The sequence below is a fragment of the Latilactobacillus parafuchuensis genome (assembly GCF_055271665.1).
Window position 1 is genome coordinate 592,155 of sequence record NZ_CM143875.1, and the last position, 21,167, is coordinate 613,321.

14 protein-coding genes, 10 tRNA genes and 2 rRNA genes are annotated in these 21,167 nt (G+C 43.4%); 3 read left to right on the top strand and 23 right to left on the bottom strand.

The features are described from left to right. Nucleotides 1–174: 174 nt before the first annotated feature. Complete coding sequence (locus ACVPPQ_RS03230) at nucleotides 175–1,704, bottom strand: YfcC family protein (RefSeq protein WP_254680170.1); 1,530 nt, start codon at nucleotides 1,702–1,704, stop codon at nucleotides 175–177. Between the two features lie 192 nt (nucleotides 1,705–1,896). On the opposite strand from ACVPPQ_RS03230, the gene ACVPPQ_RS03235 reads away from it, so the two are divergent. Then, nucleotides 1,897–3,117, top strand: a complete 1,221-nt coding sequence (locus ACVPPQ_RS03235; protein ID WP_463495676.1) for an MFS transporter — start codon at nucleotides 1,897–1,899, stop codon at nucleotides 3,115–3,117. Between the two features lie 212 nt (nucleotides 3,118–3,329). Here ACVPPQ_RS03235 and ACVPPQ_RS03240 read toward each other — a convergent pair whose 3' ends face one another. After that, nucleotides 3,330–4,166 carry a YitT family protein gene (locus ACVPPQ_RS03240; RefSeq protein ID WP_463495677.1) on the bottom strand — a complete coding sequence of 279 codons (837 nt, stop codon included), beginning with the start codon at nucleotides 4,164–4,166 and terminating at the stop codon, nucleotides 3,330–3,332. A gap of 144 nt (nucleotides 4,167–4,310) precedes the next feature. Then, nucleotides 4,311–5,987, bottom strand: coding sequence for an aryl-sulfate sulfotransferase (locus ACVPPQ_RS03245; RefSeq protein WP_463495679.1), 1,677 nt, complete (start codon nucleotides 5,985–5,987; stop codon nucleotides 4,311–4,313). A gap of 177 nt (nucleotides 5,988–6,164) precedes the next feature. Between ACVPPQ_RS03245 and ACVPPQ_RS03250 the strand changes: the two genes are divergently transcribed. Next, nucleotides 6,165–7,091 carry a DMT family transporter gene (locus ACVPPQ_RS03250; protein ID WP_254680367.1) on the top strand — a complete coding sequence of 309 codons (927 nt, stop codon included), beginning with the start codon at nucleotides 6,165–6,167 and terminating at the stop codon, nucleotides 7,089–7,091. Between the two features lie 142 nt (nucleotides 7,092–7,233). On the opposite strand, the gene ACVPPQ_RS03255 is transcribed toward ACVPPQ_RS03250, so the two are convergent. From ACVPPQ_RS03255 to ACVPPQ_RS03280, 6 genes are all read right to left on the bottom strand, one after another. Continuing rightward, complete coding sequence (locus ACVPPQ_RS03255) at nucleotides 7,234–7,422, bottom strand: hypothetical protein (protein WP_254680368.1); 189 nt, start codon at nucleotides 7,420–7,422, stop codon at nucleotides 7,234–7,236. 413 nt (nucleotides 7,423–7,835) lie between these two features. Continuing rightward, entirely contained in the window at nucleotides 7,836–7,997 is a 162-nt protein-coding gene (locus tag ACVPPQ_RS03260) for a hypothetical protein (RefSeq protein WP_463495681.1), read from the bottom strand. Nucleotides 7,998–8,507: 510 nt separating this feature from the next. After that, nucleotides 8,508–8,669 carry a hypothetical protein gene (locus ACVPPQ_RS03265; protein WP_463495682.1) on the bottom strand — a complete coding sequence of 54 codons (162 nt, stop codon included), beginning with the start codon at nucleotides 8,667–8,669 and terminating at the stop codon, nucleotides 8,508–8,510. 2 nt (nucleotides 8,670–8,671) lie between these two features. After that, the gene (locus ACVPPQ_RS03270; RefSeq protein ID WP_463495684.1) at nucleotides 8,672–8,968 is read right to left on the bottom strand and encodes a hypothetical protein; all 297 of its coding nucleotides are present in this window, start codon (nucleotides 8,966–8,968) and stop codon (nucleotides 8,672–8,674) included. Nucleotides 8,969–9,586: 618 nt separating this feature from the next. Beyond that, entirely contained in the window at nucleotides 9,587–10,816 is a 1,230-nt protein-coding gene (locus ACVPPQ_RS03275) for a peptidase U32 family protein (protein WP_463495685.1), read from the bottom strand. Nucleotide 10,817: 1 nt separating this feature from the next. Then, nucleotides 10,818–11,741 carry a peptidase U32 family protein gene (locus tag ACVPPQ_RS03280; protein ID WP_463495687.1) on the bottom strand — a complete coding sequence of 308 codons (924 nt, stop codon included), beginning with the start codon at nucleotides 11,739–11,741 and terminating at the stop codon, nucleotides 10,818–10,820. Between the two features lie 183 nt (nucleotides 11,742–11,924). Here ACVPPQ_RS03280 and ACVPPQ_RS03285 point away from each other — a divergent pair, with 183 nt between their 5' ends. Then, a complete protein-coding gene (locus ACVPPQ_RS03285; RefSeq protein ID WP_463495689.1) occupies nucleotides 11,925–13,856 on the top strand; it encodes a fructose-1,6-bisphosphatase in 1,932 nt (643 codons plus the stop codon). 50 nt (nucleotides 13,857–13,906) lie between these two features. On the opposite strand, the gene ACVPPQ_RS03290 is transcribed toward ACVPPQ_RS03285, so the two are convergent. The 14 genes from ACVPPQ_RS03290 to ACVPPQ_RS03355 all read right to left on the bottom strand — a co-directional run bounded on the left by ACVPPQ_RS03290 (nucleotide 13,907) and on the right by ACVPPQ_RS03355 (nucleotide 21,080). After that, entirely contained in the window at nucleotides 13,907–16,387 is a 2,481-nt protein-coding gene (locus ACVPPQ_RS03290; RefSeq protein ID WP_463495690.1) for an ATP-dependent Clp protease ATP-binding subunit, read from the bottom strand. A gap of 17 nt (nucleotides 16,388–16,404) precedes the next feature. Continuing rightward, nucleotides 16,405–16,875 (bottom strand): CtsR family transcriptional regulator, encoded by a 471-nt coding sequence (locus tag ACVPPQ_RS03295; protein ID WP_463496329.1) that lies wholly within the window; start codon nucleotides 16,873–16,875, stop codon nucleotides 16,405–16,407. Nucleotides 16,876–17,017: 142 nt separating this feature from the next. Further along, a tRNA-Pro gene (locus ACVPPQ_RS03300) sits at nucleotides 17,018–17,091 on the bottom strand. Nucleotides 17,092–17,127: 36 nt separating this feature from the next. Further along, nucleotides 17,128–17,199 (bottom strand) — tRNA-Gly (locus ACVPPQ_RS03305). A gap of 28 nt (nucleotides 17,200–17,227) precedes the next feature. Beyond that, nucleotides 17,228–17,301: transfer RNA gene (locus ACVPPQ_RS03310), tRNA-Pro, on the bottom strand. Between the two features lie 5 nt (nucleotides 17,302–17,306). Beyond that, nucleotides 17,307–17,380 (bottom strand) — tRNA-Arg (locus ACVPPQ_RS03315). Between the two features lie 14 nt (nucleotides 17,381–17,394). After that, nucleotides 17,395–17,480 (bottom strand) — tRNA-Leu (locus tag ACVPPQ_RS03320). A gap of 14 nt (nucleotides 17,481–17,494) precedes the next feature. After that, nucleotides 17,495–17,566: transfer RNA gene (locus ACVPPQ_RS03325), tRNA-Gly, on the bottom strand. Between the two features lie 7 nt (nucleotides 17,567–17,573). Further along, nucleotides 17,574–17,646: transfer RNA gene (locus ACVPPQ_RS03330), tRNA-Thr, on the bottom strand. A gap of 39 nt (nucleotides 17,647–17,685) precedes the next feature. Beyond that, nucleotides 17,686–17,769 (bottom strand) — tRNA-Leu (locus ACVPPQ_RS03335). Between the two features lie 27 nt (nucleotides 17,770–17,796). Next, a tRNA-Lys gene (locus tag ACVPPQ_RS03340) sits at nucleotides 17,797–17,869 on the bottom strand. Between the two features lie 2 nt (nucleotides 17,870–17,871). Continuing rightward, nucleotides 17,872–17,944 (bottom strand) — tRNA-Val (locus tag ACVPPQ_RS03345). Between the two features lie 10 nt (nucleotides 17,945–17,954). After that, a 5S ribosomal RNA gene (rrf, locus tag ACVPPQ_RS03350) occupies nucleotides 17,955–18,071 on the bottom strand. A 90-nt stretch (nucleotides 18,072–18,161) separates the two neighbouring features. Continuing rightward, nucleotides 18,162–21,080 (bottom strand): 23S ribosomal RNA (locus ACVPPQ_RS03355). Nucleotides 21,081–21,167: the final 87 nt, after the last annotated feature.

Sequence of the window (21,167 nt, forward strand, 5' to 3'; positions counted from 1 at the left end):
ATCAGCGTGTTAACTTAACCGGTTAGTCTTTGAGGATTAACCTAAAAATTAGCCACATGATTAGATGTTTAATCGTGTGGCTGATTTTGTAGTTAAACGCAAAAGACTGTTTAAGTTAACACGTTTTCACACAAAAAGGCCAATCCATCATGGATTAGCCTTTTATTTTTAACTTTATAGATAAACACTGACACCCAATAACACAATTGCCAAAATACCAATTGTTATCATTAACGGCATCACAAATTTCAACCATTTATCAAACGTCACGTGGACCATCGCTAACGATGCCAAGACCAAACCAGTTGGTGTGATGAATGACATAATCCCTTGACCCCAGTTATAGGCACTGATAATCACATCGCGATTAACGCCGACAACATCGGCTAACGGTGCCATGATTGGCATCGATAAGACAGCCAATCCAGAACTTGATGGGATAAAGAAGCCGAGCAAGATGAAGACGAAGAACATCACCGTTGAGAAGAGAACCCCACTCATATGTGATACACCGTTGCTCAGCCAGAACAATAATGTATCGCTAATTTGGGCTTGTTCCATAATAATCGTCACCCCACGGGCTAACGCAATGACCAATGCCACCCCTAATAAATCAGACGCGCCGGTCACAAACTCGCCAACGAAATCACTTTCCGAGAGACCCGAAACAAAGGCTAAGATGAAAGTAATGCCTAAGAAGAGCATCGAAATCTCGCTGAACATCCACCCCCACTCTTTAACGCCAACAACCATGACCACAAAGCCCGCTGCGAAAATCAGTAACATTAATTTCTTACGAAAATCAAACTTAGGCACTTCATTACTATCTTGATCACCTAAGAAATGCGCTTCTAATTCTGCTTTTTGAGCATAAATCAATGACTTGGTTGGATCCTTTTTAACTTTTTCAGCATACCGAATTGTGTAGAAAATACAGATGGCCGTGCCTAATACCAGCATCACAATCCGCATGCCCATCCCATCGGCAAAACTAATTCCGGCCGTATTCGAGGCGATTACGACGGAAAACGGATTGACCGTCGAAGCCATCGTCCCAATCGAACTACCGAGATAAATCGCCGCAATCGCGACAATCGCATCATAACCCGCCGCCATAAAAATCGGCACAAGAATCGGATAAAAGGCAATCGTTTCTTCGGCTAAACCAAAAGTGGTCCCGCCTAAAGAAATCAGACTCGTCACAATCACGATTAACCAAGCTTCTTTACCTTTCAATCGAACTGACAAACTCGCCATTCCGGCCGCGAACGCACCGGTTTTATTGACGACCCCCACGATCCCGCCTAAAATTAGGACGAACGTGATGATATCAATCGTTTCAGCTAGGCCTTGAATTGGCGCATTTAAAAATTGTGTCACTGCCCCAAAGAGCCCGTTTTTAGCTTTCTTTAATTTCTGGTACGTATTTGGAATAGCAACCGGCTTATACACCGATCCATCCTTGAATTTCGCTAAACTCGTATTAACGTTATACTTCTTTAACGTCGCTTGAGTTGCCGGTTCAGATTTGGTTTTACCGGTTGGCGAGGTAATTGTAAAATGATTGCTATCAGTATTGTATTGCAAACTTGCATATTTCCCAGCCGGCATAAAATAGGTTAAAATCATCACCAATAAGAGCACTAACAAAATGACCGTATAGGCACTTGGAAAGGTAAACTTTTTGCGTTTGACATCTGTCATATTATGACCTCCCTAATTATATTGTTCTCCCTAATTTTAAAGGGTTACGTCGACTTGGTCAAGCCTTGCTCCTTTAATTTTAACCGCTTACACGCCAAATCATCACTTGCGCCTCACGCCTCTTTTGTGCTAAGCTTACTTGGAACAAAATAAGGGCCGTCAGAGAGCGGCCTTTTTGGAGGAAAATTGAATATGAAACCTATCACGGCACACAGCCAACATCATTTATCAAGCTACCAGTCTAAGGTCGTCGCATCAACAACGGCGGGCTTTGGACTCGAAAACATGGACGTCATGTTCTTGTCTTTCGCGCTATCGTCGATTATCGCTGATTTACATCTCAGCGGCACACAGGCGGGTTTGATTGCAACGATTACTAATATCGGGATGTTGTTAGGTGGCGTTTTTTTTGGCGTTTTAGCCGATCGCGTCGGGCGCATTAAGACCTTTACCTATACTATCTTTATCTTCGCATTCGCAACGGCCGCCCTCTTTTGGGCCAACAGTCTCCCCTTAATTTATCTTTGTCGATTCCTTGCTGGGATTGGTGCTGGCGGTGAATACGGTATCGGCATGACCGTTCTCGCCGAAAGTTTCCCCAAGAAACAACTCGGTCGTGTTTCGTCATTCGTTGGGGTTGCTGGCCAAATCGGCGCTATCTTGGCCGCACTTTTAGCCGCTTGGATTTTACCCCAATTCGGTTGGCACGCTCTTTTCTTATTCGGATTACTCCCCGTTGTCATCACCTTCTTCATTCGCCGCCATTTAGTTGAAAGCACCACCTTCACTAATCGGACTACGCAACCTAAAGGCCAAATCAAAGCGTTATTTAAAACACCTCAGTTAGCTTACCAAACAGTCGCACTAATGGTGATGGCCGTCGTCCAAATTGCCGGTTACTTCGGCTTAATGAATTGGCTACCGACTATGATGCAACAACAATTGCACCTTAGTGTTGCTGGTTCATCCACTTGGATGTTAGCCACGATTGTCGGCATGTCAGCCGGGATGCTAACTTTCGGTTGGATTCTAGACCGCATCGGGCCCCGCATCGCTTTTGGCCTCTTCTTAGTCGCTTCAGCCTTAGGTGTTTATATTTTGACCTTACCCAAAGACATGCCAACCTTACTCTTAGTCGGCGCATTGGTCGGTTACTTCTCAAACGGGATGTTCGCCGGCTACGGCGCAGTTGTTAGCCGCTTATATCCCACTGAAGTCCGGGCAACGGCCAACAACGTCATCATGAACGTCGGACGCTGCATCGGTGGTTTTTCCAGCGTTATGATTGGTTGGTTACTCGATCACTATTCAATGATGATGGTGATGATTTTCATCTCAACCCTCTACGTCATTAGTTTACTAATCATGTTAACCATCCAAAATTTAAAAGCCCAATATTATTTTAATCATTAATCTCATCATAAAAGATAAAAAACGTGTCCTCGCCATTCATTCTGTGAGGACACGTTTTTTGATGGGCTTTTATAAGTCGCATGATTGAGATAACGCGCTTCGGTGCAAAGGTCCCTGTGCTTAGCTACAAATCATAAGTCATGACCTAACTCGTCATAACTTACGATTCTAGGCTATACTCAGAAGCTAACCGGTTTATCAGCAACTTTTATCTATAGACTGCCGCCTCTGACTTCTGCGACGTTACCGACGATTGTGAAAGCCTTTGGATCAACCGCGTGAATTTCGTTGATAATATGTTGATAGGCTTGGTTGGTTACCACTAACATTAACATTTGTTTGCCTTCGTTCGTGTAGCCGCCGGTCACGTCAAAAATCGTGACGCCAACTTCTTCTTCTTCGAGCAAATGCGCCTGAATTTCAGCAATTTGATCATTACTCATCACGTATAACATTTTCTTACGATTCAAACCAGTTTCAATGTAATTCATCGTCATTAACGTAATCACGGAAGAAAAAGTCGCCATCATAAATGTTTCAAATCCCGATACAAAGACGTTCGAGAAACAAACGAGCATATCCACCACCAATAAACTGACGGCGGTATTAATGTTAAAATACTTTTTAAAAATTAAAGGTGGGACTGTTGAGCCCCCACTTGAGGCATCAATTCGATATAACAAGGCAATCCCCGCTGCGTAAATCACACTCCCAATGATAATGGCTAACATCTTATCTTCAACCACCATCACTTGCGGTGTAATCGCCAAACAGACAGGTAACATCAAACTTCCAAATAAAATCTTAAGCGTTGTTTTTTTATCCAACAAGAAGTAGGCCAAAATCAACATCCCGATATTAATCACAAAAACGACGGTCGAAATTTGCCAACCCATAACTTCCTTTAGCAAAATCCCAATCCCCGTCGCGCCACCAGCCGCAACTTCATGTGGTGCAAAGAATAATTTAATCCCAACTGTGATTGTTTCTAACGCGACTAAAATTAAGCCCATTTGAATGATTGTTTGTTTCATCCTTGATATAGACATCGCTTCACCCATTTCTTTTTTTATTGTTACTATAAGTATATATGAATATCAATCAAAAATCTAGTCACATTATTGAACTCATCAAAAAATCGGCCTGCCACTTGATAACCCTAAGCGGGACGTCGATTTTTTGTTTATTTCTGATTATAATTTAAAGTGATAGTTGCTTGAATATAACGCAAAACGTTCTGCGCGATACGCGTAACCTTTCGCACCAAAATTCGTAAACGTTAAATTGAACACTTGTTGATTGGTCGTCGGATCAACTTCGACAATGTGACTGGTTTTCCCGGCATTATTAAAGCCAAAATCAATCAGATAATTACCATTGGTCATCTTTCGATTGCTCCCAATCACGTTACTGAAATTAGTTTTACCTAATGTTTTACCATATGACCACGTTTTCTTAATCGTCTTATTGGTTTCATCAATCAGATAACTAACCCTTTCCGAATATTGACCACTCGTCTTTTTATCACCATTTGAAATCGCAACGTTATTGTTAAAGAGGACCAGTTGCTTCTGGTCAGTTTCATTAGTGGCCCAAATGGTGGCTGCGTGCTGGCCACCGGTGAAGGTGGTTTGGGCATCCGCCGCTTTCAATAGTAACTTCCGATAACGTGCTGGCCACTTGCTGGCAGCCTTACTACTGAAAATCCATTTAATCTTGCCCGTTTGATAATCCAATTTCATGATGGTATCTTGACTACGACTTGAAATGACAATGCTATCATCGCTCGTATCGTAATCAATTGAATTTTGATGGAACCAATCCAACTTACCATCGGCGCGTTTCGTTGCCTTGTACTCTTTGTACAGTTTAGCGGGCAACAACTTCTTCAGATCGATGACCTTAACGACTTTACCGGTTTTTCGTGAAATTTCGACCATCGTATCTTCGACGTATTTCGAACCGCCATCCGACACGGTTAATAATAGGTTGTGGTTCGGCAATTCGATTGCATCATGGTGAATAATCGTGGTTTCATCTTTGCTATTCGCCGATTCATTACTCTTGGTTTCCGTTGAGAATTTATATTCCTGATAAACACGACCCATAAAGTCGGTTTCAACCAAATCATTATAGACGAGGTCGGCATTGTCCGGTTTCGTCAAATAGAGTAAATGACCATTGCTTAACACTTTAAAAATGTGTTGAACATAATTCGTTGAATACCAGCGAATTTGACCATCGGCATCGACGCCAACTGGGTATTGCGTTGAACGGACCAAGAAGGTTAGATTACTGTCGCCGATTGACATCTTCGTCTTATCATTTTTAGTGACCTTTAAAGACATCGACTGAACGGCTTCAGGTAAAGCATCCGTCTTAATCGTCAACGTCTTAACCGTTTTATGGCCGTCCTTATCGGTTAACGTTAATTTAACTTTATTTTGATAGTCGGCATACAACCCTAAGACTGAAATCGTATGCTTCTTTTGGTAGCTGGTTTCAACGTTACTCTTAATACTGGTTTTAGCGGTTTTACCGACCACTTCAACCGAGACTTTAACCGCCGAATCCGTTTTGAAAACAACCAAAGCACTCAAAGGTGACGTCCCGTATGGATTGACTTTGACATACGGATTGGCACTTGTATAATCACCAGAATCTAATTTAGCTTGGTAGGCCGCGGTCAGCTTCTTCTGTTTAGTGGCCCGCGTTTTAATCGTTTTGCTACCGATATTCTTTTTAATTTGAGCAGTACTCAAAATATCTTTATTAAAAAATGTTTTAACACCGGTAAATTGATAGACTAATCCGCCTATTACCAAGCAACTAATAAGAACCGCTAATATTATTTTAATTCGTTTTCGCATCGTTTCAAACCCCTTAATCACTTTAGTACTTGTAATATTAGCGATTAAATATGAACATTTTATGCCTATTTTCTGAAAAAAAGTGGGTGGTCTGTCATTTCTAAATAGCTAATGTGTGCCATTTGCTTTATAATTAAACCTTAGCAAAAAACATAAAAATAACGAGGTTAAGTTAAGATGAATAATAAAGTACAGCCTAAGAACATCGCAAAAGGGATGTTTTGGGCCACTATGGCGTCGGCACTTTGGGGTGTTTCCGGCACGATTCTAGAATTTATTTCACAGGGTCAAAAAATTCCGGCCACTTGGTTCTTATCCGTGCGGACGTTAGGCGCGGGTTTGATTCTACTGATTATCGGAGCGTTTAAATTCAAACTCGATATTTTCAGTATCTTTAAATCAAAACGCTTGACCGCTTGGCTGATCGCCTACGCGCTCTTCGGAATTATGGGGAATCTCTACACGTTCTTTATGAGTATTCAAACCGGTAACGCAGCCACGGCCACGATTCTCCAATACTTAAGCCCACTCTTCATCGTTTTAGGCACATTAGCCTTTACGCATAAATGGCCCAATAAAGTTGATTTAATTGCTTTCGGAATTGCCTTAATCGGCGTTTTTCTCGCCATCACAAAGGGCAATCTCAATACCTTAACGGTGCCGCTTAATTCATTGATTTGGGGTGTTTTATCCGGGGTCACGGCCGCCTTTTACGTCGTTCTACCTAAACCAATCGTTGAAGAAAAATCACCAATTTTAGTTCTTGGCTGGGGGATGTTCATCAGTGGGGTCCTCTTCAATATTTACCGACCATTCTGGCAAGCACCACCCACGTTAAACGCTTCTGGAATATTAGCGATTCTTGCCGTCATTTTAATCGGGACAGTCTTCGCCTTCTTAGCACTGCTCCACAGTTTAAACTTCGCACCAGCCACCGTCGTCAGTATCGTGGACGCGATTCAACCCATCATTACTTTCATCTTGAGTATGATTTTCTTCCACACGCTATTCAGTTGGGTTGAATTAGCCGGTGCCGTCTTGGTGATTGTCGCAATTTATGTGCTACAACGTTATCAAGAAGCTCAAAACGATCCACTCGCTTAATAAATATTAAAATAGTCCAACAATTCGCCATTCAGGCCGTAATTGTTGGACTATTTTTTTAGCCTCTTCTTAATATTAGTACATCTCATTTCACTCGATTGTCGCTTTGGGAGATGCAGATAACCATTTTGCATGGCCGGCGCTATTTACGCTGCCATCTAATCATCCCTAAAGCAATTAGAACCACGAAACCTGTCGTCCCGAAACCGTCTTTTATAAAATCACGATTGACAATATATTCAACCAATATCCCAACTAAACTAGACAGCACCACAATCACCAACAAACTAATATACGGATGTTGATCCAGTATTCTTTTTAATTTAGCCAACTGGTGACCTCCACTTGTTTTTTATTTAGCCCTAGTATAACTCAAATAACGGATTTCAATTAGCAAGTAGCTTGGGTGCTCTAGGAAAATACGGACCTACGTGAAAAACTCGCTACCAATGACCCACAAATCAAAATAGAAACCAAAAAGTTAAACCAGGTAAATAACCAAATTGAAAAAACAAAAGATGAGGGTCTGATTCTCCTCATCTTATCGTGTCTCTTATTTGTTATTGCACCGTTAGGTATTTTTGTGGCGCCAATTATCATGTGGCGGAATAAAAGATTGAATACCTTTTATAAAATCGTCTATCTCGTTTGTATTGTGGCCATTCTTTATAATGTTTATATCGGTTACTCGACAGTGCTTAATTACTTTAACTGGGGTGTTACTAGCTATTATTAACGCATCTCTTACTTCTTAATCAGCTGATTAATTAAAAGACCCGCCAGCAGTAATGCTCCGATAATCGTTATTTTATAGGTCAAGCCCTGTAGCTTCAAACTTCCCACAATTAATACCGTTATAAAAACAATTAACCCGGCAATTAGCCCGTTTCTAAATTTCTTTTCCATCTGATCGCCTTTGATTGACTCACAATTTAAAATGACTGATTACTTTTAGGTCAATTATTTTTTTGTAAGCCATACTAAGCGGCCCGCGCGTTAGTTATACGAACAGGTGTGACCTATTCGTATAATGGACCTTGTCTAAGCATTGACATTGGTAACTGTTATATTGGTATTTGACATATAATAACCCGCAACTCAACGTACCAATAGCAATTATTCCCCAGGCAATTATTCGACTTTTTTTGACACTATTTAGTATGCTCCTCAAAAACGAATCTGGCCCAGAAAGCAGTCCTTTCTTTTAGGCAAGCATTGCTTTCCTCCTAATTAAAGTATTCCCACAAATTGACTTTGTTCACTACTAACATACCATATCATGGCTGATATTCATTAGACCTATCAAAAAAACATCTAACGATTAGGCTAGATGTTCGCTTTATTAATTAAACTGACTGTATTTTCTCAATAAATAACTATCGTGAAACTATCTATCCACAAGCGATTAAAAGTATACTATAGTGTTTGATTTCTATCTGCTTGTTTCTTTTTTTCCTCGGCAACCTTGTTATATATATTAATTACCATTACTGTAAACTCTGCCATCTCTTCTTTATGTTTTGAAAAAAAGTTGAATACTTTTTTGATCCATTCCTTAAAGTCACTTAATTTCCCCATAATTAGCTATTCCAACCGCCCTTAATCACTCTTTTTTGTTGCTTAATCGCCTTCTCCAAAATCAACTTAACAAACTTTGAACGACTCATTTTGTAATCATGTTCCATTGCTTTCAATGCCAATAATTGACTGGATATTCCAGGATTATCAGCTAATATTCTTTCAGTAACTATTGCAATTTTATCGACTGAAATCTCATTTTTTAATACTTCTGAAATTTCGGTAGCTTCCTTTTTTGTAAACGAACTGCGTAACGATATTTCAATATTAGTCGTATCAACTTTTGCCGGTAATCCCATATTAATGCCCCCAAATAAAAATTATTCTTTACAATCATTTTACAACAATTCATTTAATTTTACTCTAATTATTTTTTGAAAGTCCATTTCTAAAAGTATTAGCATCAGCGCTTTTATTTTAACGTGCTTCTCAAGTAGCCTTTTCCGGTTAACTACGAACTGGGTGTCATGAGTAAAAAACACTCATAACACCCAGTTCTAGGTTAATCCTCAAAGTCTAACAACTTGAGTCAGACACTTCAGTTTTAACGTGCTTTTGAGTTGCAACAACCTCCGCCTAACCTAAAATCACCAATTATCTTAAGTTCAAGATAACTGGTGATTTTCTGTTAATGCTCAGTTGCTGACCGCAACTCAACACACTTCTATGATAACGTGCTTGCACTCACAGCTTCCTGCGCTTAGCTACGTTTCGCAAATAAAGTCTATAACCCAGACCTTATTCACAAAACTAGGCTAATGCTCAGAAGCTACCCGTGAGTTCCAGCACTTCTATTTTTAACGTGCTTCTCAGCCAACTTCTTCCGTCTAGCTACAAATCGGACGTCATGACTAAATACCAGTCACAACGTCCGATTTTAGGCTATACTCAGAAGTTAATCGGCTGAGTCAGTACTTCTATTTTTGTTTTCTCAAAAAGTCTCCTGGTTGGACTGGGGTGGCACAGTGGAAAGTGATGATTTGCATCGCATGTGGCGCGCGGTCAATGGCTTGGCCTTCGTCATCCCACATATCGGCGACGACTTGTTGATGGTGCCGGAAATTCGGGCCGTAAAATTCAACTGTATCATCAACCCCAAAGTTATTCCGTTGTTGGACAGTCACAATTTGTTGATCAGCATCATACGCTAGCACTTCACCAATAAACGTGTATTGTGGTCGTTTTCGGCGCTTACCAAACAATTCATCATCTTGATCTGGCGCACCGTAATAGAAACCAGTCGACATTTCTCGTTGGGCAATTTTCCAAAGTTCATCGACCCATTCTGGTTTGAGTTCATAATTATCGGGATCGGCACAATAACTATCAACCGCTTTACGATAAACGTTAGCGACCGTCGAAACGTAATGGACCGTCTTCATGCGCCCTTCAATTTTCAAACTATTGACACCCGCTTCAACCAAATCCGGAATATGTTCAATCATACACATATCAACCGCGCTCATCGAAAAGGCTTCATCCGCCTTAATTTCAGAATCTTGATCGCCTAAAGTTGGCATTTCAAATAAATCATATTTCCAACGACAATTTTGCGCACAACCACCACGGTTGGCATCCCGTTGTGACATATGATTGGATAACGTACAGCGGCCTGAATAACCGATACACATCGCGCCGTGGATGAACGCTTCAATTTCAACATCCGTATGCTTTTGCATTTCATTGATTTCAGCAATCCCGACTTCACGACCTAAAACGATGCGTTCCAAGCCTTCCTTTTGCCAAAAGTTGAGGGTTTCATAGTTAGCGGCCGAGGCTTGCGTCGATAAATGGACAGCAAGGCCTGGTGCTTCAGTAATCGCAATTTCGATTAATGCTGGATCAGAAACAATCGCGGCATCAATCCCAATATCGCGTAATGTTCTGAAGAATTCGCCAGCGCCATCCGTATTGCCTTCATGCGCGACAATATTGGCCGTCACATAGACCTTGGCATCGTGTTCGTGGGCGTACGCCACACCGACGGCCATATCATCGTATGAGAAATTAGCCGCACGGGTCCGTAACCCGTAAGCTTCGCCACCGATATAAACGGCATCAGCACCGTAATCAATGGCAACTTTTAATTTTTCAGGCGTCCCGGCTGGTACGAGGACTTCTGGTTTATTCGTAATTACTCTGGTCATTTTATTGTACCTCACTAGGATCAATGTCGAAGAAGCCGGTATCGACTTCGCGGTTCTTAGGTAAAAGAGCGTGGAGTTGCGCGTCTAAATCAGTCGCTAACGCCGATGTCCATTGTTGGTTTTCAAAAGCGTTTTTTGCTTGGATAAACAAGCCGGTAATCGTGACGTAATCATCCCCCGGACAGAAAATACCATCTAACTTCCAGCGATTTAAACCGAGTTCGACTAGTTTGTCTAAGCGTGGCATTAAATCAATATCGTTGCTCGCAAAAACGTGCGTGCCATTGCGATCTTCATAAATCGAATAATGGGTTTCGGGCTTGCGGGGTGCCGAAATGAATAGCCCCCGTTTACGATCTGATTTTTCTTGGTGGGCTTTAACAAAGTCAAAATAGTTATCGACTAACGGCCGACCCGATTGATGAATCGCAGTTGCCCCGAAAACTAACATTTCACCGGGCACTTGTAATGCGGGTGCCAATGTTTTCAATTCTTCATAAGGCACTTCTTGCGCAATCACCGCGCCTTGCGCTTGGTGTTTCGCCCAGAAATTAATCTGGCGGGCACTCGTCACCGTCACCGAAGCATCGTATAAATAAGCCAACGACACTTGATTTTCAAGCAATAAATTAATCGCACCAGCATCGCCAATCGTGATTTGATCAACTTTCAGGCCAGCTAAGAATTGCAAATAGTCCAAAACGTGGACTATTCGGTCGTTATGGAAAATGGCATTGACCGCCACCGTCACTTTTTTGCCAGCCGCATGTGCGAGGGCCACCACTTCGGTCAATTCCGCTCGTTCAAAGCTATGCGGTAACCGCAAACCAAAGTAATCTTCCCCTAAATATAAGTTATCGACTCCAAGAGCCAACAGCGCTTTTGCCTGCGCAACTGATTCTGGCGTTGCCACAATTTCAATCATAACTGCCTCCGTATTTAACTTTTTCAATACTAACTAGAATAGCACATTTCAGGCCATTGCGGGAGTCCCCTTATTCCGACACCCTAAATTGGTATAGACTAACGAATATTAATCAATTCTTAATTTAACATTCATTCCAATAATTGGTATAATCAAATTATTGATTTAGAAAGGAGCCTATTTATGATTAATCAAAAAATGAAAACGTTATCCGATCAATATCCAACCACCATGGCCATTACCTCCGAGATTATTAACCTCAAAGCCATTTTGAATTTGCCCAAACCGACCGAAGCGTTCATGAGCGATCTGCATGGTGAATACGACGCCTTTCAACATCTAATCCGAACAGGGGCCGGTAATCTACGGCAAAAAATTGCGGCCGTTTTTTCCGGTGAGATGACCGAAGAAACCTTGCAAGCCTTCGCTTTCTTGGTGTATTATCCCACGCAACGAATCGCTTGCAAACACGAAACATTATCGGAAGCGGAGTTAGCCCAATGGTACCTGACGAATTTCAAACGCTTGATTGAATTATTAAAGTTCGTCTCCACTAAATATACCCGTTCAAAAGTCCGTAAAGCCATGGCGCCCGACTTCGTCTACATCACTGAAGAATTAATGTACGATGACGTCGCCAACAGTGATAAACGCCAATATTTCCAAGAAATCACCCAAACGATTATTACCTTGGGCCAAGCCGATGCTTTAATCATCGCGACTTGCCATACAATTCAAAAATTAGTTGTCGACCATTGGCACATCATCGGTGATATCTATGATCGAGGGCCACATCCCGATTTAATCGTCGAACAACTGACCCGTTTACCCGCCGTCGATATTCAATGGGGCAATCATGATATTCTTTGGTTTGGCGCAGCGAGTGGTTCCCAACTCTGCTTATTAAACCTCTTAAGAATTTGTGCCCGTTACAATAATTTAGCGATTATCGAAGACTCGTATGGCATTGATTTAACCAATTTAGTCCAATTTGCACAACACCATTACCAAGCTAATCCCGCCTTTTTACCCGTCGACGATCCCAATCAACCCGCTTTATCGACACCGGAACAACTCAAGATTAGCCAAGTCCAACAGGCTTTAGCCATCATGCAATTCAAATTGGAACAAACCGTGATCACGCGAAATCCTGAATTTGAAATGGGGCATCGACAATTATTATCTAAAATCGATTTTAGCCAACACACACTACACATTAACGGGCAAATTTATCCGCTGACCAATACTTGCTTCCAAACGATTAATCCTAAAGATCCGGCGGCATTAACCCCAGAAGAAGCCCGTATTATTCAAGATTTGTTGACCGCCTTTACCCATTGTCAGAAATTACGCCGACATCTGACTTTTTTAATCGACCACGGCAGTATGTACCAAATTTATAATCAGAATTTACTTTTCCATGGTTGTATCCCGGTTGATGCTGACGGCGAATTCTTAAGTCTAACCATCGCCAACCAAGCTTATGCCGGTAAGGCTTTATTAGATTTCTTCGATCATCAAATCCGCACTAGTTTCAATCACCCGGCCCAACAGGATAACTTATCCACCGACTTATTGTGGTATCTGTGGACAGGTCCGCTGTCACCACTCTTTGGTAAGACTGCAATGACCACTTTTGAACGATATTTCAGTACTAATCCACAATTACACGTCGAAGCTAAGAATCCATACTATCAATTACGGCATCAAACCGATTTTATCCAGAAGTTATTAACAGAATTCGACTTATCCCCAACCACGGGTCACATTCTTAACGGCCACACGCCAGTAAAAAAAGGCCACGATCCAATCATGGCTAACCGCCAAATGATCGTCATCGACGGTGGCTTTTCGAAAGCTTATCACCATACAACTGGCATTGGTGGCTTCACTTTACTCTACAATTCATACGGTATGCAGCTGATTACCCATCAACCGTTCACGACTAAAGCTGACGCCATCGCCAATATGACCGACATCATCTCGACGAAACGGGTGATTGATCAGGTCAGTCAACGTCAACGGGTCAGCCAAACCAATATTGGTGCTCACATTAAAACCGAAATTACCCAACTAGAAAGTTTATTGGCTCTTCATCAGAATAAAACAAACTAAAAAAGCTTAGGTTCGGACGAGTTTACACGCCTGAATCTAAGCTTTTTGGTTTAACTTTTAATTGGAGTTTCTTCAGTTTGTTGATTTTTACTAGTAATTGTAATTTGACCCTTTGTTGCGCCAATTGTCACCGGTGATTCAGTCGTAATTTGACCTGACAAGAGAGCTTCACTCAACTGATCTTCAACCTTGGTTTGTAGCGCCCGCCGAATTGGTCGCGCACCGTATTCCGGATCAAAGCCCGCCTTGGCAACCACATCCATCGCCGCAGCCGTCATCTTAATCGTCACACCTTGCGCTTCTAATCGTTTCAAGACACTCTTCGCCATAATTTTGACGATTTCGCGCAATTCAGGTTTCGTTAAGGAATGGAAAACGACCGTTTCGTCAATTCGGTTTAAGAATTCTGGTCGGAACGTTTTCTTGAGTTCTTCCAAAATCCGACTTTGCATCGCTTTGTAATCCGCCGTTACGTCTTTAACGCCGAAACCAACGGATTTATCATCGCGTAAAGCTGTCGCCCCTAAATTCGATGTCATAATCATAATCGTATTCCGGAAATCGACTTTGCGCCCTTTTGAATCCGTTAAATAACCATCATCCAAGACTTGCAACAAAATATTGAAGACATCTGGATGGGCTTTTTCAACTTCATCGAATAGGACCACTGAATAAGGTTTATTACGGACTTTTTCAGTCAGCTGACCACCTTCTTCAAAGCCGACGTAACCAGGGGCAGCCCCGACTAAGCGACTCGTACTGTAACGTTCCATGTATTCCGACATATCAACTCGGATTAAATTATCTTCGGAACCAAACATCGCTTCGGCTAACGCCTTCGCTAATTCCGTCTTCCCGACCCCGGTAGGCCCTAAGAACATAAATGAACCGATTGGTCGTTTCGGATCCTTCAAACCACTACGCGCACGACGAATCGCCCGTGAAACGGCTGAAATCGCCTCTTCTTGACCCACAACTCGTTCGTGCAAGACTTTTTCAAGTTGCATCAACCGTTCACTTTCTTTGCGTTGCAACTGAGTCACGGGCACACCCGTCCACTGAGCGACGACTTCTGCGATGCTTTCACCAGTCACTTTAATATCTGAGCGCACCCCATTTTCTTGGGCTTCAGCTTGCAACTTCACGATTTTAACTTTAGTTGCGACTTCTTTTTCATGCAGGGCCGCTGCTTTTTCAAAATCTTGCAGACCAACCGCTGTTTCTTTTTCTTGTGCTAACGTTTGTAGTTTTAATTCTAGCTTGTCCAACGGTGTTTTTTGGTTAACCGCCGCCAAACGAACGCGCGCCGATGCTTCATCCATTAAATCAATGGCCTTATCGGGTAAGAAGCGATTCGTGATATAGCGGTTGGCTAACACCACGGCTTCGTGTAACGCGTCGTCGGTAATCGTGATACCGTGATATGCTTCATAACGTGGCCGTAACCCCGCTAGAATCTGTTCGGAATCTTCTGGTGTTGGTTCATTAACCGTCACCGTCGCAAAACGGCGTTCTAAAGCGGCATCTTTTTCGATATATTTTTGATATTCATCGAGCGTCGTCGCCCCGATTAATTGTAATTCACCACGAGCCAAAGCGGGTTTCAAAATGTTAGAAGCATCGATTGCGCCTTCTGCCCCACCGGCCCCGATTAACGTGTGCAATTCATCAATAAAGAGAATGACTTGACCATCCGCATAAATTTCATCAATAATCTTTTTCAAACGGTCTTCAAATTCGCCACGGTATTTAGTCCCCGCGACTAGCGAACCCATATCGAGCATCATTAACCGTTTGTGTAGCATATCGCTTGGTACATCGCCATCAATAATCCGTTGGGCGAAACCTTCCGCAATCGCTGTTTTACCGACCCCTGGTTCACCAACTAATACAGGATTATTTTTCGAACGACGTGCTAGAATTTGAACGAGTCGTTGCACTTCCGCAGTCCGACCAACGACGGGGTCAATCTGATTATCACGAGCCAGTTGGGTTAAATCGCGCGCTAATTGGTTAAGCGTCGGTGTGCCTTCTTGCACATTATTTTTAGGTTTCGTCTTTGACCGTTTTTTAGCAGTTGCACTATCGACACCCATTTTTTGTAATAGCAATTGACGTGTTTTAGCCAAACTCAATCCTAAGTTTAATAGAATTCGCGCGGCAATAATATCGTCGTCTCGCAACAAGGCCAATAATAAATGAGCTGTCCCGATTTTCATCGCGTTAACTTGTTGGGCTTCCCCCCGCGCGACGTCTAAAACTTGCTTCGCTTTCGGTGAGTATGGCAAATAACCACTCGCACCTAGTGCAACAACCGCATTACCGTAACCGGTCAAGCGTTCGATTTCTTCTAAGACATCAGTCGGTGTCACCCCTAATTCACGGAGCGTTGTCCCAGCGATGCCTTCACTTTCCAATACCAATGCAATCAATAAATGTTCAGTCCCTAAGGCATGGTGATTAAACTTTTGTGCTTGTTCTTGGGCCAACATTAAAACATTCTTGGCGCTAGGTGTAAATAGATTATTCATAGATAACCCCTCACTTTTTACTTAATTTCGTATCGTAGTCGTTCTAATACAGCAACCAATATTTGCGCTCGCAGTTGCTCTTCCAATTGTTTATCATTCAAGGCTAACGTTTGTGGACTCATCGCCGCCAGAATCAGATTGCCCTCTTTTTGCGAGAGAATATCTTCATCATACAGCTTTTGGATAATCGCCAAGGTATCGTTCTGCGAAATTCGCGAATCGATATTGTTAATCAAGGCCTCCAAGAAATCGCGATCGTCTAAAAATTGCACCTTAACAATCCGAATGTAACCACCGCCACCCCGTTTACTGTTAACAACGTAGCCCCGTTGTTCTGTAAAACGGGTATTGATGACGTAATTAATCTGCGAAGGCACACAGTTAAATAATTTTGCAATTTCCGAGCGCCGAATTTCAATCTGTTCATTATCAGCCAATATTTTTTTCAAATAGGCCTCAATGATATCTGAGATGTTCTGACTTTGCAAATATATCAATCCCTTTTATTCATTCGTAAGTTTAACTTTGACTAACGTTGACTATTATTATAACGATTATTCCCTTAAAAAGAAAGTTTACTGACTTTTCAGTAGACAACAAAAAAGGCTTGCTGTCGCAAGCCTTTTTGAGTCGGGAAAACAAGATTTGAACTTGCGACCCCTACGTCCCGAACGTAGTGCTCTACCAAGCTGAGCTACTTCCCGGAAACTTATTTGGTGATGTGTTACGGATACAAAAAAAGCGGAAGACGAGATTCGAACTCGCGACCCCCACCATGGCAAGGTGATGTTCTACCACTGAACTACTTCCGCATTTCTTATTTACTTTTTTTGTATCCAGTCGGGAAAACAGGATTCGAACCTGCGACCCCCTGGTCCCAAACCAGGTGCTCTACCAAGCTGAGCTATTTCCCGTTCTATGCACCCAGTAGGAGTCGAACCTACAACCTTCTGATTCGTAGTCAGACACTCTATCCAGTTGCGCTATGGGTGCATTTTTCATTATGATGCCGAGGACCGGAATCGAACCGGTACGGTAGTCACCTACCGCAGGATTTTAAGTCCTGTGCGTCTGCCAGTTCCGCCACCCCGGCGATATCATAATGAAAGCGGAAGACGAGATTCGAACTCGCGACCCCCACCATGGCAAGGTGATGTTCTACCACTGAACTACTTCCGCATCTTAATGCCGACTAGACGATTCGAACGCCCGACCCTCTGATTACAAATCAGATGCTCTACCAACTGAGCTAAGTCGGCAAAAAAGATTGCTTTCATTAAAAAAACTATTCAATTGTATGCGGGTGAAGGGACTTGAACCCCCACGTCTATATAGACACTAGAACCTAAATCTAGCGCGTCTGCCAATTCCGCCACACCCGCATTTTCTTGGCGTGTAACTTTGGCCGATGAGTCGTGACAGGCTCGAACTGTCGACCCTCTGATTAAAAGTCAGATGCTCTACCAACTGAGCTAACGACTCAATGGAGGTTACAGGGCTCGAACCTGTGACCCTCTGCTTGTAAGGCAGATGCTCTCCCAGCTGAGCTAAACCTCCATCAAATATAGCGTGGCAACGTCCTATCCTCGCAGGTAGTTTCCCACCAACTACTATCGGCGCTAAGAAGCTTAACTTCTGTGTTCGACATGGGAACAGGTGTATCCTTCTTGCTATCGCCACCACACTATTTGTGCTATTCGCACTGAGAAGAACTTCGTTCTCTCAAAACTGCATAATAAGTAATATCATCTCAAAAGCCCAAAACATTGCACCTTTGGTTAAGTCCTCGACCGATTAGTACTAGTCCGCTCCATACATCGCTGTACTTCCACTCCTAGCCTATCTACCTGATCATCTTTCAGGGGTCTTACTTCCATAAAGGAATGGGAAATCTCATCTCGAGGGGGGCTTCACACTTAGATGCTTTCAGCGTTTATCCCTTCCATACATAGCTACCCAGCGATGCTCCTGGCGGAACAACTGGTACACCAGAGGTATGTCCATCCCGGTCCTCTCGTACTAAGGACAGCTCCTCTCAAATTTCCTGCGCCCGCGACGGATAGGGACCGAACTGTCTCACGACGTTCTGAACCCAGCTCGCGTACCGCTTTAATGGGCGAACAGCCCAACCCTTGGGACCGACTACAGCCCCAGGATGCGATGAGCCGACATCGAGGTGCCAAACCTCCCCGTCGATGTGGACTCTTGGGGGAGATAAGCCTGTTATCCCCAGGGTAGCTTTTATCCGTTGAGCGATGGCCCTTCCATACGGAACCACCGGATCACTAAGTCCGACTTTCGTCCCTGCTCGATTTGTCAATCTCACAGTCAAGCTCTCTTATACCTTTACACTCTACGAATGATTTCCAACCATTCTGAGAGAACCTTTGAGCGCCTCCGTTACACTTTAGGAGGCGACCGCCCCAGTCAAACTGCCCACCTGACACTGTCTCCCGTCACGCTAAGTGACGCGGGTTAGAGTGGTCATACAGTTGGGGTAGTATCCCACCAACGCCTCCATCGAAACTAGCGTTCCGATCTCTACGGCTCCTACCTATCCTGTACAAACTATACAAACACTCAATATCAAGCTACAGTAAAGCTCCATGGGGTCTTTCCGTCCTGTCGCGGGTAACCCGCATCTTCACGGGTATTATAATTTCACCGAGTCTCTCGTTGAGACAGTGCCCAAATCATTACGCCTTTCGTGCGGGTCGGAACTTACCCGACAAGGAATTTCGCTACCTTAGGACCGTTATAGTTACGGCCGCCGTTTACTGGGGCTTCAATTCTGGGCTTCGCTTGCGCTAACTCATCCTCTTAACCTTCCAGCACCGGGCAGGCGTCAGCCCCTATACGTCATCTTACGATTTTGCAGAGACCTGTGTTTTTGATAAACAGTTGTTTGGGCCTATTCACTGCGGCTGACCTGACGGTCAGCACCCCTTCTCCCGAAGTTACGGGGTCATTTTGCCGAGTTCCTTAACGAGAGTTCACTCGCTCACCTTAGGATATTCTCCTCGACCACCTGTGTCGGTTTACGGTACGGGTAGTTTATTTCTCACTAGAAGCTTTTCTCGGCAGTGTAACATCAGGAACTTCGCTACTTAATTTCGCTCCCCATCACAACTTGTCCTTAAAGAATCAAGCATTTCACTCAACTCAAGACTCGTTGCTTGGACACACATTTCCAGTCGTGTGCTTTCCTTAGCTTCCTGCGTCCCTCCATCGTTCAAACAAAATAAACTAGTACAGGAATATCAACCTGTTGGCCATCGACTACGCCTCTCGGCCTCGCCTTAGGTCCCGACTAACCCTGGGAGGACGAGCCTTCCCCAGGAAACCTTAGTCATACGGTGGATCAGATTCTCACTGATCTTTCGCTACTCATGCCGGCATTCTCACTTCTAAGCGCTCCACTAGTCCTTACGATCTAGCTTCATTGCCCTTAGAACGCTCTCCTACCGCGGACACTTACGTGTCCACCCACAGTTTCGGTATTATGTTTAGCCCCGGTACATTTTCGGCGCAGCGGCACTCGACTAGTGAGCTATTACGCACTCTTTAAATGGTGGCTGCTTCTGAGCCAACATCCTAGTTGTCTGTGCACCGCCACATCCTTTTCCACTTAACATAAATTTTGGGACCTTAACTGGTGATCTGGGCTGTTTCCCTTTCGACTACGGATCTTATCACTCGCAGTCTGACTCCCGGAACTAAATCAATGGTATTCGGAGTTTATCTGAATTCAGTAACCCAAGACGGGCCCCTAGTCCAAACAGTGCTCTACCTCCATGATCCAATATTCCGAGGCTAGCCCTAAAGCTATTTCGGAGAGAACCAGCTATCTCCAAGTTCGTTTGGAATTTCACCGCTACCCACACCTCATCCCCGCCATTTTCAACTGACGTGGGTTCGGTCCTCCAGTGTGTTTTACCACACCTTCAACCTGGACATGGGTAGGTCACTTGGTTTCGGGTCTACATCTATATACTCACTCGCCCATTTCAGACTCGCTTTCGCTACGGCTCCAGCTTTTCACTTTAACCTCGCATATAAACGTAACTCGCCGGTTCATTCTACAAAAGGCACGCCATCACTCATTAACGAGCTTTGACTAATTGTAGGCACACGGTTTCAGGATCTATTTCACTCCCCTTCCGGGGTGCTTTTCACCTTTCCCTCACGGTACTTGTTCACTATCGGTCACTAGGGAGTATTTAGCCTTGGGAGATGGTCCTCCCGGATTCCGACGGAATTTCACGTGTTCCGCCGTACTCAGGATCCAGAACGGAGGTTAAGTTGTTTAATCTACGTGGTTATCACACTCTTTGACTCAGCTTCCCAGCTGATTCGATTACAACTTAACTTGGTAACTCCAATGTTCTGTCCTACAACCCCAAGAAGCAAGCTTCTTGGTTTGGGCTTTTCCCCGTTCGCTCGCCGCTACTTAGGGAATCGATTTTTCTTTCTCTTCCTGCAGGTACTTAGATGTTTCAGTTCCCCGCGTCTACCTTCATTAAGCTATGTATTCACTTAATGATAATACCCGACTAAAGGTATTGGGTTCCCCCATTCGGAAATCTCCGGATCAAAGCTTACTTACAGCTCCCCGAAGCATATCGGTGTTAGTACCGTCCTTCATCGGCTCCTAGTGCCAAGGCATCCACCGTGCGCCCTTTATAACTTAACCTATCTTTACCTACGGTAAAGGGTTATTATTTGAGTTTAGCGATATGAACTAATTCATACTTCTATTAAAAAACTCTTTAAAACGCAA